Source organism: Burkholderia sp. Bp9031 (assembly GCF_003857965.1).
GTDB classification, from domain to species: domain Bacteria; phylum Pseudomonadota; class Gammaproteobacteria; order Burkholderiales; family Burkholderiaceae; genus Burkholderia; species Burkholderia ambifaria_A.
Window position 1 is genome coordinate 44,621 of sequence record NZ_QTPW01000010.1, and the last position, 12,692, is coordinate 57,312.

Genomic DNA, 12,692 nt, shown 5'->3' on the forward strand with positions numbered 1-12,692 from the left:
GCATACGGCAGAATTGGGGGCCCCGGTGTTGGGCCGCTCTGACGGGCATACTCGTCCGAAATGGACAGTACACGGCTGTCCGGGATTGATACTCGACTTAGCTCCGTCGGGATAAATTCGGGCGAGTTCGAAACCGATGAGGCGTCCGGTGGCCTGCGGGCCGGCACGCTACAATGCCGGCGTCTCGATGCCCGAACTGTTGCGCGGGCGCACCATTCACTGTCTGCTTACCCGATTCGTCCGATTCCCATGCTCGCTACCGATTCCGATCCGATCGTCGCCATTGCCACTGCTGCCGGCCGGGGCGGCATCGGCGTCGTCCGCGTATCGTTCGGGCGCGTCGGCGAGGCGGCCGCGCTGCCGCTGATCGAAGTGTTGTGCGGGCAGCGGCTCGCACCGCGGCATGCGAGCTACGTGCCGTTCCTCGACGAGCACGGCGCGCCGCTCGACCGCGGGATCGTGCTGTATTTCCCCGCGCCGCACTCGTACACCGGCGAGCATGTGCTGGAACTGCAGGGGCATGGCGGGCCGATCGTGATGCAGCTGCTGCTGCAGCGTTGCTTGGATGCGGGGCGAAGCTTCGGGCTGCGGCTCGCGGAGCCGGGCGAGTTCACGCGGCGCGCGTTCCTGAACGACAAGCTCGACCTCGCGCAGGCCGAGGCCGTCGCGGACCTGATCGAGGCGAGTACCGAGGCGGCGGCGCGCTCGGCCGGGCGCTCGCTCGACGGCGCGTTTTCGCGGCAGATCCATGCGCTCGTCGAGGACGTGATTACGCTGCGGATGCTGGTCGAGGCGACGCTCGATTTCCCGGAAGAGGAAATCGACTTCCTGGAGGCGGCCGATGCGCGCGGCAAGCTCGCGAAGATCCGCGAGCAACTGGCGCACGTGCTCGGCGATGCGCGGCAGGGTGCGCTGCTGCGCGAGGGGCTGTCGGTCGTACTGGCGGGGCAGCCGAACGTCGGCAAGTCGTCGCTGCTGAATGCGCTTGCCGGCGCGGAGCTGGCGATCGTCACGCCGATCGCCGGCACGACGCGCGACAAGGTCGCGCAGACGATCCAGGTCGAAGGGATTCCGCTGCACATCATCGATACAGCCGGGTTGCGCGAGACGGAGGACGAAGTCGAGCGGATCGGGATTGCACGCACGTGGAGCGAGATCGAGCGCGCGGACGTCGTACTGCATCTGCTCGATTCGCGCACGGGGATGACGGCGGATGATGAGATGATCGCGGCGCGGTTTCCGGGCGGCGTGCCGGTGGTGCGCGTGCTGAACAAGACCGATCTCACTGGCGTGCCGGCGTGCGTCGAGCATCCGGCGGCGGAAGGTGATCTAACCGAGGTGCATCTGTCGGCGAAGCGTGGCGACGGGATCGACATGCTGCGTGCGGAGCTGCTGCGCATCGCGGGATGGCAGGCGGGTGCCGAAGGCGTTTATCTGGCGCGCGAGCGGCATCTGATCGCGTTGCGGGCGGCGCGGGAGCATCTGGCGCAGGCGGCCGATCATGCGGAGCAGCGCGCGCAGTCGCTCGATCTGTTTGCGGAGGAGTTGCGGCTCGCGCAGGAGCAGCTCAATGCGATTACCGGCGAGTTCACTTCGGATGATCTGCTGGGGGTGATTTTCAGCAGGTTTTGTATCGGGAAGTAACGCGTCACGAAAAACCGTCCCGTTGCCGGGATGAGTGCCGTCGTGATCGACGATGTAATCCGGGCCGGGTTTTCCGCGTTATCCCACCGGGTAAAAGATTTTCGTTTGCGATTCATCCGGGCCTGCTGCACTGGGAGCGAACCACACGACGGCGGTCATCCGAATACCCCATGCCACAGCTGAAACAGCTGATCACCGTCCGGGGTTGTCAAAGTAACGCGCTCCAATTACTGTCCTTTCGATGGCAAATTGTCTGGTGTTTTTCGCGATTTCGCCGCTTCGTTTCCCGAAGCGACGAGGACGTGTTGCGCGACCTGAATCCGCTGGGCGCTGATAGAGCCGTCAACAAATCCATAAACAGACAAATTACGGAGACGGCTTTGACTACGCGACGGGCATTTATCGGGACGCTCGCCCTTTCTCCTTCGATTCTGATTTCACTGCCGGCCGATGCCCGCTCGGGCGGGCTGGATGGGATGTACATCAATGCGGTCGCCATTGCGACAACCGGGCGCGTGCCGACCGAGGACGAGAAGGAACAATGGCAGCGCGTGCTGGACACTAGCGGGAGGGAGGCGCTGCTTCATTCCGTGCTGGTCAGTCCGGATTGCTGCCGGTTTCTGGTCGCGAATCTCTACCGGGGCTTGCTCGGGCGCGAACCCGATCAGGGCGGCGGGCAATCGCTGAGCGAGGTGGCGCGCACGAGCGGCCTCGACGATGCCATCGTCGCGATACTGTCATCCGACGAGTATTACGAGGTCCGGGCAGGCAGCAGCAACCGCATGTACGTGACGGCACTCGCGTGCGATGTGCTCGAGCGGTCGAGCGTCGACGACATGGATGCCATCGTCGGCAGGCTCGACGGCGGGGCGAATCGCGCGACAGTTGCTGGGGAGCCGGGCCGCTGTCTCGACGAAGGTCGAGTATGCAGTCGGCGCATACCTGTCTCGTGCCGCGGTTCCAGCGGATGTCACCCAGTTCGGCGGCGATGGTTCCACGGGGCGCGTGATCGCCGCGGTGCTGGCGAGCGACGCCTTCTATCAGCGAGCGGCACGCACGTCGTTCATCGCCGGCAACGACAGCATGCGCATTCTCGGCAGCCTGATGGCCGCCGCGGGCGTCGACTCGCTCGATCCGGCGGTGCGGGCACGGTTGCAGCGCCGGGCCGAACAATACCTCAGCGGCGACATCGGTCTGAATGTCGTCGCGTACGAACTGTTGATGGAGGCGCGTCCGCTAGTGTCGCGATTGTCGCCGAGGCGTCTGAAGCTGGCGGAGCGGGCGGTATCCGTCAGCCGGCGTGACGAATCGAAGGCGCATGCATTGCCCGCGCCGAAGGGCGCGCGTGTGGCGCGTGCCGGGCAGGTCGCCGATACCCGCGCATCGCGCGCGAAGGCGGCGGCCTATCTGGCATCGACCGCGTGCCTCGGATGGGATCCGTCGGTCCTGCGCAGGGCGCCGCCGGGTTGGCGGGACGCGTCGGGCGAACTGAACGTGCCGGTCGATCTGCAGGATCCGCCGCCTAGCTATCGCGGCGACGAGCGCGTCGTCTGCACGACGTATTTCTACTGGTATGACGTGATCAACGGCGCGGACTACCTGAAGAACCCGGATGGTGCGCAAGCGAGCGGCGACGAGTATGCGTTCGCGGTCACGCCAAGTGACCTGAAGGGGTTGAGCTACACGTTGCCGGCCTGGCACGACGAGCAATTGCGCGACGTCGTCAGTGCCGGCATCGACGTGATCCTCCCGGTGTATTTCGGCTCGCCCTTCGCGAGCGGGGATGACCTGACGCAAGCCGAAATCAGTGCGAACCGGCCATCCCGTTTCAGCGATCCGGGGCTCGTCCAGATCGTCGCGGCGCTGAACCGGCGCAAGCAGAGCGGGCAGGCGGTGCCGCGGGTCGGGATGTTCTATGACACCACGACGCTGACGCCGAACAATGCGAAGTCGTGGCACGTCGATTCGGCGGTGTATGCGGGCAAGGCGTGGTTCTACGAGACGGTTCGAAACTTCTTCTCGATCGTGCCGCCCGAGCACTGGGCGTGCATCGAAGGGCGGCCGGTCATCTACGTGTATCACCCGAGCTTCGCAAAGCGCGTCGGCGAGGATCTCTATCCGTTCGTGCGTCACCGGTTCCAGCTCGAGTTCGGTGTGGATCCGTATATCGTGTCGGCCTCCGAAGAGGAGGCGCCACGCGTCACGGATCCGCGCGGCCTGAAGTCGATCGCATCGCGCTTCGTGAACGCGTCCTATTTGGATCAGCTTGCCGATCTGCTTGGCGGCAACGAGTTCTTTGGCCGGGCCGGCCAGTCGACGACCGGTTTCGTCAATCGCCTCTATGAAAAGATCTATCGCCGCGCGCCGACGCAGGACGAGTTGCGGGCGCTCGGGCCGATCGCGAATGCACGAGGGCGGGTCGCGGCAGCGCACACGCTGCTGGGAACGGCGTCTGCGCGTGTGGCGCTCGCCGCCGATCTCCATCAGCGGCTCATGCCGATCGGGCAGTCGTTCGATACGCTGCAGACCGAGCTCACGTCACATGCACCGGTCCGCAGGTTCGTCCAGGGCGGTGATTACTACGTGCTGCTCGCCGACCTGCTGGCGTCCGACGCGTTCTACCGATTCAGCGGCTCGAGCACGGATGCACTGGTCGAAGGCGTATTGCAGCGTGTGCTGTGGCGATGCACGAATCCGCAGTGCCGAACCTGTTCGACCACGTCGACCGACGGTGCGATGCGTGACGAATTGCGCGTTCGCCTGAAGATGCGGGACCGGAGATCGGCGCTACTCGCCTTCGTGAAGCAGTATCCGACCGCGGACGCGCTGGTGTCGTATGCACTGTTCTATTATCTCGGCCGTTTCTATCCAGGTCCGTTCGACAGCACGTTTTACTGGAGCGCGGCAATCTGTCCGACTTTCCGAGGCGTCGTGTCTATCGGGCCCGGCTACAGCCAGAAGAACCTGTCGTCACGTCATCCGATCGAAGTGCCACGCGAGAAAGGCGCGCTGTATCGACGAAACTGGGAGCGAATCCTCGCGATGGACCCTCGGCCGACGATGGTGCACATCGAGACGTGGAACGAGTTTTTCGAGGGGACGGCGATCTGCGACAGCAAGGAGTACGGCCGCCAATATATCGAACTCACTGCCGAGTATGCGAAGCGGTACAAGGCGACGTGAGCAAGTTGCCGACGTCGCAGTCGCGCGACCGCGTGCGATGCTCAGGCGACTGGCTCGGATGAGAGAACGGGCCAGTCGAGGCGCCCGTCGCGCGACTGCAGGCGCGCGGGGGCGAAGACGGGAACCGGCAACATCAATCCCAATGTCGATGATGATGGTAATACCCGCCACCACCGTAATACCCGCCACCATCCGGTACCACGACGCAGCCGCTCAACAGCACGACCACGCCGGCAATCAGCAAAAGGGCTTTCTTCATCACGTTCACCTGCTCGGATTCGACATGAACCCAGCATAGCGAGCGTCCTCAACACTGGCTGTAAGCGATCGTTTCCCTGACCCGCAATCCGTAACGGCGGATTATTCCGGTCACAATGACCGTAACAATTTCCCAATCCGCAGACGTTTTCACGCCACGACGACGCGGTTTCGCCCCGCATCCTTCGCGCGGTACAGCGCGGCATCGGCGGCTTCGATCAACGCATCGGGTGTCGACAGGTCATCGGCCGCCACGGTCGCGCAGCCGACGCTGACGCTCACGCGTCCTGGCTGCGACGCAGGCATCGCGAGATCGAGCCGCAGCACCGCTTCGCGCGCTTCTTCGGCCACGACCCGCGCACCGCGCGCGCCGGTGTTCGGCAGCACGATCGCAAACTCCTCGCCGCCGTAGCGCGCGACGATATCCGCAGGACGCCGTACCGCACCGGCCAGCGCATTCGCGACCGCGATCAGGCAAGCATCGCCCTTCACGTGGCCGAACGCGTCGTTGTATGCCTTGAAGTGATCGACGTCGACCATCAGCAGCGACAGCGATTCGCCTTGCCGGCGCGCCTGCAGGAACAGCGTGTGAAAGTGATCGTTGAAGTGGTTGCGGTTGAATGCACCGGTCAACCCGTCGCGCGCGGACGATCGAACCAGCGTCGCGTGCGCCTCGAACAGTTGCTGATACAACTTCGTCACTTCCCAGGCGAGCACGCATACCAGCACGCCGGGCGTGAACATGCTGAACACGCGCGCGAGATACCAGCCGATCGTGAAGCGGTTGGTGGTCAGCAGGTTCAGCGTCGTGTCGGTGAGGCACGCGAGCACCGCGATCGCGAGCCACAGATCGAGCGTCGTGCGCAGCCGGCCCGAGGCCACTACGGCAACGAGCGCGAGCGCATTGAGGCTCCACACGGCCAGTGCAATCCCGTTGACGGGTAGCACGGCCGCGTCGCCCGGCGGATGGAACGCGGGCGGCAGCGCGACGTTCAGCGCGAGCACGCACAACAGCGCGGCCGCGACGGCCGGGCCGCCGACCAGCGCGAAGGCCCACCGGCGTGTCTGCGCCGCGCCGACCGGCGCACGCGTGAGTCGCTCGCGCGCGAGCAGCGCGGCCATCACGAAGCACGGAAAGCCCGCATGCCAGAAGATCCACATCCACGCGGCGGTTTGCGGACGCGCGCCAAGTAAGCCATGCGGCGCAAATACGCCGGGAAAGGTGAGCAGCTGCAGCGCGACGGCGAGCGCGGTGAACGCGTAGGCGCCGCCGAGCGCACCGAGCACGGGCTGGCGCGTCACGGTGAACTGCGCGCCGAGGAAGAACGCGGCGATGCTCGCGGTGGTGAACACGGTGAGCGCGCACATCGGCATGAACGGCTCGACGGCCGGCAGCGCGACGTTCGCGCGCGGCACGGCGATCCCGAGCGCGAGCACGATGACGAGCGCTGTCAGCGCGCCGAACCACAGCTGACGACGCGTCGTATGCTGGATCAGGATACCTTCCATGGATTCCCCCGGGCGCTCGTGCGGTCACACCCGGTCTTGGCGCCGGGCAGCATGCATCCGGCCGCGGCGCGACCGGTGCGGCCCGATCCTATCGCGTTATTCGCGTGCGCTCAAATACCGAGGCCGGGACCGAAGTTGCCGGCGACCCAGCGCGTGACGGCATCGACGTCCGCATAGTCCTGTTCGGGCAGGCCGTCGAGCATCGACAGCACTTCGTTGCTCGCGCCGGCGTCGCGCGCGGCGTCGACGATCGCATCCTTGTTCGCGGGGTAGCGGACGGCGGCCAGCACGTCGGCGATCTGCAGGTCGATCGCTTCGCTGGGGATGTCGTGCGGAGGGAGAGCGGGTTTGTCGTTCACGTCGGCGTCTCGCTGATTGAGCGGGAATCGGTTCGTTGCGGAAGGGGGCTGCACCGTTCGGAGTACTCCGCCCGAACGGAGTCCTGCGGTGAGGGCGATCGACTCAGTGTCCGCGCCGCGCCCGGCGCCACGGATGCTTCCAGTCGATATGCGGTGCATTTTCGTCGCGCGGATGCTGGCGCCGATGTTCCTGCCACAGTTCGTCGGAGAACAGCGCAGCCACGATCACGAGTGGCAGCACGAGAAAGATGCCGAGTATGACTTGCTCGATCACGATAGCCTCCTTGCGGTGGCAGGAACCCTTACTCCCATTCTAGGCTCTGAACCTCGCCCGCGGTCAACTTCTTACAGTGCGGAACGCGCGCCCTTCGCAGCGGCGCCTCACGGGTGTTTCACGTACGCGCGGGCATCAAAAAGGACACGAACATGCAACTTCAGAACGACAAGCACACGCTTGCACTGCGGCCGCTGGAGCGCCAGGACCTGCGTTTCGTTCACGAGCTGAACAACGACGCAAAGATCATGCGCTACTGGTTCGAGGAGCCGTACGAAACCTTCTCCGAGCTGTCGCAACTGTATGACCGCCACGTGCATGACCAGCGCGAGCGCCGTTTCGTCGCGGTCGATCCGCGGGACGAACTGGTCGGTCTCGTCGAGTTGATCGAGCTCGACTACATCCATTGTCGCGGCGAGTTCCAGATCATCATCGCGCCCCAATGCCAGGGGCGTGGCTATGCAGGGCAGGCGACGCGTCTCGCGATCGAATACGCGTTCAAGGTGCTGAACATGCGCAAGCTGTACCTGATCGTCGATACGTCTAATGCGGCGGCCATCCACGTGTACGAGAAATGCGGATTCCAGCACGAGGCGGAATTGAAGGAAGAATTTTTCGGAAACGGCGCGTATCACAACGCATATCGCATGTGCATCTTCCAGCGCGATTATTTCGAGCGTCCGCAATCGGTCTGAATAACGCCGGGTAAAAAAACACGGACGAACATGGCCTGCGGCCCCGCTGCCGCAGGCCCCGGACCACTCGGGAAAATACGGGTAAATACGAACGCGCTTATACCTGGCATTTTTCTTGTATCAGGTAAATCGGCTCTTGCACTGCGGTAAATTCATATCGTTTCGGATGACTTTGTGTGCAATGCATCAAAATGGTCCTGATATCGAAATGAATTATCCAAACCGTTCAACGGGTGCATTGTAACTTTGCTGAAAGCGTTGTCGGACAACGCTCTGCGCCCGGCGACACGGGGCGGGTCGCCGGCCGGCAGGCGCTGCGCGGCACGCGAAAAGCGCGTGCGCACAGGGTGCGACAATTCGCCGCTATTGCGATCGCACAACAAATGTGCTTGATATCGCTTGCCGGTCTTCTAAAGTGAAAAACGCGGGTTCACGATCACCTTTAAACACATAGCTAACCCAGCCTGCCTGCAAGCCTGGAGACAGAACATGATGAAGCGAACCGGTGTCCTTTTTGCCCTCGTCGGTGCATTTTCCGTGGTGTCGATCGCCCAGGCGGGCGGCGATGCGGCTGTCCAGCCGAAGCAGGAAATCCAGCTGACGAAGAATGCGTGGGGCTGTCTGTCGAAAGACAATCTGGACTCCGTATTGAGTCACGAACGTGACGGCAAGTCGCAGGCGAAGCAGCAGTACTTCGACGACTACCGTTGCCTGTCGGTGCCGGAAGGCCAGCGCTTCCGCGTGGTGTCGGTCGATCAGGGCGACGTCCAGTTCGTCAGCGCCGACAACGGCGACCAGCAGGGTCTCTGGACCGATTCGCGCTTCGTCAAGCAGTAACCCGCACGCGCACCTCTCGCACCCGTGCGCCGGCCCGAGCCGCCGGCGACACGGCCCCACACGGCCCGGCCGATGCCGGGCCGTCGTGCTGTGGAACGCATGTCGAGCGCCAGGCGGCGCGCATTCGGTATCATCACGGCCCGACCGAACCGAATGCCCACCCGGGCCGTATCCGCATGGCGCTGAAATCCACGATCTACAAAGCCGAGCTGCAAATCGCCGACATGGATCGGCACTACTACGCCGATCACGCGTTGACGGTAGCCCGTCACCCGTCGGAAACCGACGACCGGATGATGGTGCGCATCGTCGCGTTCGCGCTGTTCGCGCACGAGCGTCTCGAATTCTGCAAGGGGCTGTCGGACGTCGACGAGCCCGATCTGTGGCAAAAGGACCTGACGGGCGCGATCGACGTGTGGATCGAAGCCGGCCAGCCCGACGAACGGCGCATCTCGAAGGCGTCCGGCCGTGCCGGACAGGTCACGGTGATCGCATACGGCGGCAAGACCTCGGATATCTGGTGGCAGGGCGTGCGCAGCAAGGTGGAGCGGCTGCGCAACGTGCAGGTGCTGTCGCTGGCCGACGGCGTCGCGGCAGCGCTCGGGCGCCTCGCCGAGCGCACGATGCGTCTGCAGTGCACTGTGCAGGACGGCACTGCGTGGATCTCGAGCGCCGACCACGATCCGGTCGCGGTCGAATGGACCGTGCTGAAGGCGCGCGCCGACGCGTGACGGCCGGCGCTCAGCCGATCGCGGCGGGCGGCCCCTTGAATTCCAGCATGTTCCCTTCGGGATCGAACAGATAGATCGACGGCCCGTAGCCGCCGGCGCCGTAGCGTTCGGCGGGGGCGCCGGGGCGCGCGCCATGCGCGGCGAAATGCGCAATCAGCGCGTCGGGGTCGAACGGCTCGACGCGCAGGCATAGATGATCGAGATTGCGGCCGGTGCCGGGCGGGCCGCTGTCGGGACGGTCGATGGGGCCGCCGACCGATAGCAGGTCGATCAGCGCGTCGCCGGCGCGCAACTGCACGAGGCCCAGGTCGGGCTGTTCCTTCTCCACGTGGCAGCCGACGGCATCGCAGTAAAAGCGCGTCATCGCAGCCATGTCGGTCACGCGCAGCACGATGTGATCGATCGCGCGGATGGTCGGTTTCATGAGCGGTGCACTCCTTCGCGGATGGCGTGCACCGAGTGTAGACCGCGCCGGCAGCGGATGTCGGAAAGCGCCACGGTCGACGGACGAAAAAAAGCCCGTTCACGCAGAGCGGAACGGGCTTAATCCATATCAGGAGGAGACATGGAGGAGACAGTTCCAACTATACACACGGCGATGGTGCGTTGCAATATTCCGAGTGTAAAAAATGGTCAGGACGGCGATTTGTCGCAGCTGCACTGCAGCAAAATGATGGTGAGGCAATGACAAAAGCGTGACAAAGGCGGCGCCGAAGCAGCGCTCGCGCGGCTTTTCGTCCGATCGATCGATTGCGATGCGCCCCCGATTTCGTCGGCGCGAATCACAGAGCAAGATTCAGGGCGCGACGGCCCAGGCCGATGTCTAGAGTAGGCACCATCTACACTAGAGAGTACGAGGTTCAGATGAAAACCGCCTATCCGACCGACGATGCCCGCTGGGGCGCCGTGACCGCCCGCGATCCGCATGCGGACGGCGCGTTCTTCTATGCGGTGCGCACGACCGGCGTGTTCTGCCGCCCGAGCTGCGCGTCGCGGCTGCCGCGGCGCGAGCATGTGTCCTTCTTCGCCGATCCGGCCGCCGCGCGCGCGGCTGGCTTCCGCCCGTGCAAGCGCTGCCAGCCGGAAGGGCTGCCGCGCGAACTCGAAATCGTCAATCGCGCGTGCGCGGTGCTCGACGCGCATCCGGAGCGGCTCACGCTGCAGCAGCTGAGCGACGCCGTGCACGTGAGTCCGTTCCACCTGCAGCGGCTGTTCAAGCGCGTGGTCGGCGTGTCGCCGCGGCAGTATCAGGCCGCGCAGCGCGGCGCCGCGCTGCGCGAGGCGCTGCAAAGCGGGCAGCCTGTCACGCAAGCGGCCGTCGACGCCGGCTTCAATTCGCCGTCGCGGCTCTACGCATCGGTGCCGCGCGAACTGGGGATGGCACCATCTGCATTCCGTCGCCAGGGCGCCGGCTTGCGGATCGACTTTGCGACCGCGTCGACGCCGCTCGGCACGGTGCTCGTCGCCGCGACCGAACAGGGCATCTGCCGGATCGCGTTTGGCGACGAACCGGCGTCGCTCGTCGGCGAGCTGAAGGACGCGTTCGCGCGCGCCGAGCTGGTCGAAGCGTCGTCGCGGCTCGCGCCGTTCATCGCGCAGATCCGCGCATACCTGGACGGCACGCGGCACGCGTTCGACCTGCCGCTCGACATCGCGCCGACCGCGTTCCAGCAGCGCGTCTGGGAAGCGCTGACGCACATCCCGTACGGCGAGACGCGCAGCTACTCGGAGATCGCCGAGGCGCTCGGCGCTCCGCGTGCGGTGCGCGCCGTCGCATCGGCCTGCGCATCGAACCCGGTCGCGCTCGCGATTCCGTGCCACCGTGTCGTGCAGAAGGGCGGCGCGCTGGCAGGATATCGCTGGGGCGTGCGCCGCAAGGCGACGCTGCTTGCGTCCGAGGCGCGCCATGTGCGCGACGATGAAACCGAAGCCGTTGCGGAGGGCAACGCAGTTTGAGCATCGAAACCACCACCATTACGTCGATCGCGGACGGCGGCCAGGTGCCGCCGTCCGCGCAGATGGAACTGCGCTTCAAGGCGCCGTACGACTGGGCGCGCGTGCTGCGCTTCTTCAGCGGACGTGCGATTCCGGGTGTCGAACAGGTCGTCGATGGTGTGTATCGCCGCATCGTCGATCTGTACGGCGATGCGGGCCGGCTCACCGTCACGAAGCATCCGCGTCGGCATTGCCTGATCGCGACGGTCGAAGGGGCGGCCGCGCGCCGTGTCGACGATGCATTCGCGCACCGCGTCGCGTCGATGTTCGATCTCGGCGCCGATCCGGCCGCGATCGGCGGCGGGCTCGCGCGCGATCCGTGGTTCGCGCCGCTCGTGGAAGCGGCGCCGGGGCTGCGCGTGCCGGGCGCCTGGTCGGGATTCGAGCTCGCGGTGCGCGCGATCGTCGGCCAGCAGGTGAGCGTGAAGGCGGCAACGACGATCGTCGGCCGGCTCGTCCAGCGGGCTGGCGAGCGGGTGGTGCACGACGACGGCATGCCGGCGTCGGACGGCGCGCCCGCCTGGCGTTTCCCGACACCGGATGCGCTTGCCGCATGCGATCTGGAGAAGATCGGGATGCCCGGCAAGCGGGCCGCGGCGCTGACAGGCATGGCGCGCGCGGTGGCGGCCGGCCACGTGCCGCTCGATCCTGCGCAGGCCGACCTCGAAACATTGCGCCGCGCGTGGCTCGATCTGCCCGGCATCGGCCCGTGGACCGTCGAATACATCGCGATGCGTGCGTGGCGCGACCCCGACGCGTGGCCGGCGTCCGATCTCGTGCTGATGCAGTCGATTACCGCGCGCGATCCGTCGCTCGACCGGCTCGCGAGCCAGAAGCGGCGTACCGAAGACTGGCGGCCGTGGCGCGCGTATGCGGCGCTTCATCTGTGGAACGACGTGGCGGACCGGGCCGGCGGCGCGCGCGGCGGGTGATGGTCGCAGCGGCCGGCCGGCGGGTGCGGCCGGGCAAGACCGCGATGCAACCTGCGGCGGGCACGGGCCCGGCGGCGATCGGTCGGTCCTCCTCATGGTTGCGACGCCGGGCGGCGATCGAACCGCTCCTGTGCCTGTTGCCCCTGATGTGAGGTCGACCAAGCCTCGACCGTATCGTATGGCCGGTTCGGCTAAGCGGGTTGCACCTGTCGGCGCCGCTTCGCGCACCGTTCGCGTTCCTTCCGACGAATTGCGCGTGTTCGCCGCGTTCGTCG

Annotated in this window: 12 protein-coding genes; 7 read left to right on the forward strand and 5 right to left on the reverse strand. The window is 65.6% G+C overall.

Features of this window, described 5'->3' with window-relative positions; all coding sequences use genetic code 11:
• Positions 1 to 249: 249 nt before the first annotated feature.
• Both mnmE and DIE15_RS15490 read left to right on the forward strand, forming a co-directional pair.
• Complete coding sequence (gene mnmE / locus DIE15_RS15485) at positions 250 to 1,644, forward strand: tRNA uridine-5-carboxymethylaminomethyl(34) synthesis GTPase MnmE (protein WP_124833727.1); 1,395 nt, start codon at positions 250 to 252, stop codon at positions 1,642 to 1,644.
• 840 nt (positions 1,645 to 2,484) lie between these two features.
• Complete coding sequence (locus tag DIE15_RS15490) at positions 2,485 to 4,827, forward strand: DUF5010 domain-containing protein (RefSeq protein WP_124833728.1); 2,343 nt, start codon at positions 2,485 to 2,487, stop codon at positions 4,825 to 4,827.
• A 133-nt stretch (positions 4,828 to 4,960) separates the two neighbouring features.
• Here the strand turns inward: DIE15_RS15490 and DIE15_RS37700 are convergent, their stop codons facing one another.
• The 4 genes from DIE15_RS37700 to DIE15_RS37010 form a co-directional block, all read right to left on the reverse strand.
• Entirely contained in the window at positions 4,961 to 5,086 is a 126-nt protein-coding gene (locus DIE15_RS37700; protein WP_260428269.1) for a hypothetical protein, read from the reverse strand.
• 149 nt (positions 5,087 to 5,235) lie between these two features.
• Complete coding sequence (locus DIE15_RS15495) at positions 5,236 to 6,594, reverse strand: diguanylate cyclase (RefSeq protein WP_124833729.1); 1,359 nt, start codon at positions 6,592 to 6,594, stop codon at positions 5,236 to 5,238.
• Between the two features lie 110 nt (positions 6,595 to 6,704).
• A complete protein-coding gene (locus tag DIE15_RS15500; protein WP_057924665.1) occupies positions 6,705 to 6,953 on the reverse strand; it encodes a DUF2795 domain-containing protein in 249 nt (82 codons plus the stop codon).
• A gap of 103 nt (positions 6,954 to 7,056) precedes the next feature.
• On the reverse strand, positions 7,057 to 7,227 hold the full coding sequence (locus DIE15_RS37010) for a hypothetical protein (RefSeq protein ID WP_162840546.1): 171 nt from the start codon (positions 7,225 to 7,227) through the stop codon (positions 7,057 to 7,059).
• A 152-nt stretch (positions 7,228 to 7,379) separates the two neighbouring features.
• Here DIE15_RS37010 and speG point away from each other — a divergent pair, with 152 nt between their 5' ends.
• From speG to DIE15_RS15515, 3 genes are all read left to right on the forward strand, one after another.
• Complete coding sequence (gene speG / locus DIE15_RS15505) at positions 7,380 to 7,922, forward strand: spermidine N1-acetyltransferase (RefSeq protein ID WP_124833730.1); 543 nt, start codon at positions 7,380 to 7,382, stop codon at positions 7,920 to 7,922.
• A 489-nt stretch (positions 7,923 to 8,411) separates the two neighbouring features.
• A complete protein-coding gene (sap1, locus tag DIE15_RS15510; protein WP_057924664.1) occupies positions 8,412 to 8,759 on the forward strand; it encodes a surface attachment protein Sap1 in 348 nt (115 codons plus the stop codon).
• Between the two features lie 176 nt (positions 8,760 to 8,935).
• Positions 8,936 to 9,490 (forward strand): YaeQ family protein, encoded by a 555-nt coding sequence (locus DIE15_RS15515; protein WP_057924663.1) that lies wholly within the window; start codon positions 8,936 to 8,938, stop codon positions 9,488 to 9,490.
• A 10-nt stretch (positions 9,491 to 9,500) separates the two neighbouring features.
• Here DIE15_RS15515 and DIE15_RS15520 read toward each other — a convergent pair whose 3' ends face one another.
• Positions 9,501 to 9,914 carry a VOC family protein gene (locus DIE15_RS15520; RefSeq protein ID WP_034179392.1) on the reverse strand — a complete coding sequence of 138 codons (414 nt, stop codon included), beginning with the start codon at positions 9,912 to 9,914 and terminating at the stop codon, positions 9,501 to 9,503.
• 440 nt (positions 9,915 to 10,354) lie between these two features.
• Between DIE15_RS15520 and ada the strand changes: the two genes are divergently transcribed.
• Both ada and DIE15_RS15535 read left to right on the forward strand, forming a co-directional pair.
• A complete protein-coding gene (gene ada / locus DIE15_RS15530) occupies positions 10,355 to 11,446 on the forward strand; it encodes a bifunctional DNA-binding transcriptional regulator/O6-methylguanine-DNA methyltransferase Ada (RefSeq protein ID WP_057924662.1) in 1,092 nt (363 codons plus the stop codon).
• Positions 11,443 to 12,417 (forward strand): DNA-3-methyladenine glycosylase, encoded by a 975-nt coding sequence (locus DIE15_RS15535; RefSeq protein ID WP_057924661.1) that lies wholly within the window; start codon positions 11,443 to 11,445, stop codon positions 12,415 to 12,417. The genes ada and DIE15_RS15535 overlap by 4 nt, the downstream gene beginning before the upstream one ends.
• The last annotated feature ends 275 nt before the right edge of the window (positions 12,418 to 12,692 follow it).

Bases quoted from the DNA above. Each gene is read 5' to 3' on its own strand.
- mnmE (WP_124833727.1), top strand. From the start codon at position 250: ATGCTCGCTACCGATTCCGATCCGATCGTCGCCATTGCCACTGCTGCC.
- DIE15_RS15490 (WP_124833728.1), top strand. From the start codon at position 2,485: ATGCCATCGTCGGCAGGCTCGACGGCGGGGCGAATCGCGCGACAGTTG.
- DIE15_RS37700 (WP_260428269.1), bottom strand. From the start codon at position 5,086: ATGAAGAAAGCCCTTTTGCTGATTGCCGGCGTGGTCGTGCTGTTGAGC.
- DIE15_RS15495 (WP_124833729.1), bottom strand. From the start codon at position 6,594: ATGGAAGGTATCCTGATCCAGCATACGACGCGTCGTCAGCTGTGGTTC.
- speG (WP_124833730.1), top strand. From the start codon at position 7,380: ATGCAACTTCAGAACGACAAGCACACGCTTGCACTGCGGCCGCTGGAG.
- sap1 (WP_057924664.1), top strand. From the start codon at position 8,412: ATGATGAAGCGAACCGGTGTCCTTTTTGCCCTCGTCGGTGCATTTTCC.
- DIE15_RS15515 (WP_057924663.1), top strand. From the start codon at position 8,936: ATGGCGCTGAAATCCACGATCTACAAAGCCGAGCTGCAAATCGCCGAC.
- DIE15_RS15520 (WP_034179392.1), bottom strand. From the start codon at position 9,914: ATGAAACCGACCATCCGCGCGATCGATCACATCGTGCTGCGCGTGACC.
- ada (WP_057924662.1), top strand. From the start codon at position 10,355: ATGAAAACCGCCTATCCGACCGACGATGCCCGCTGGGGCGCCGTGACC.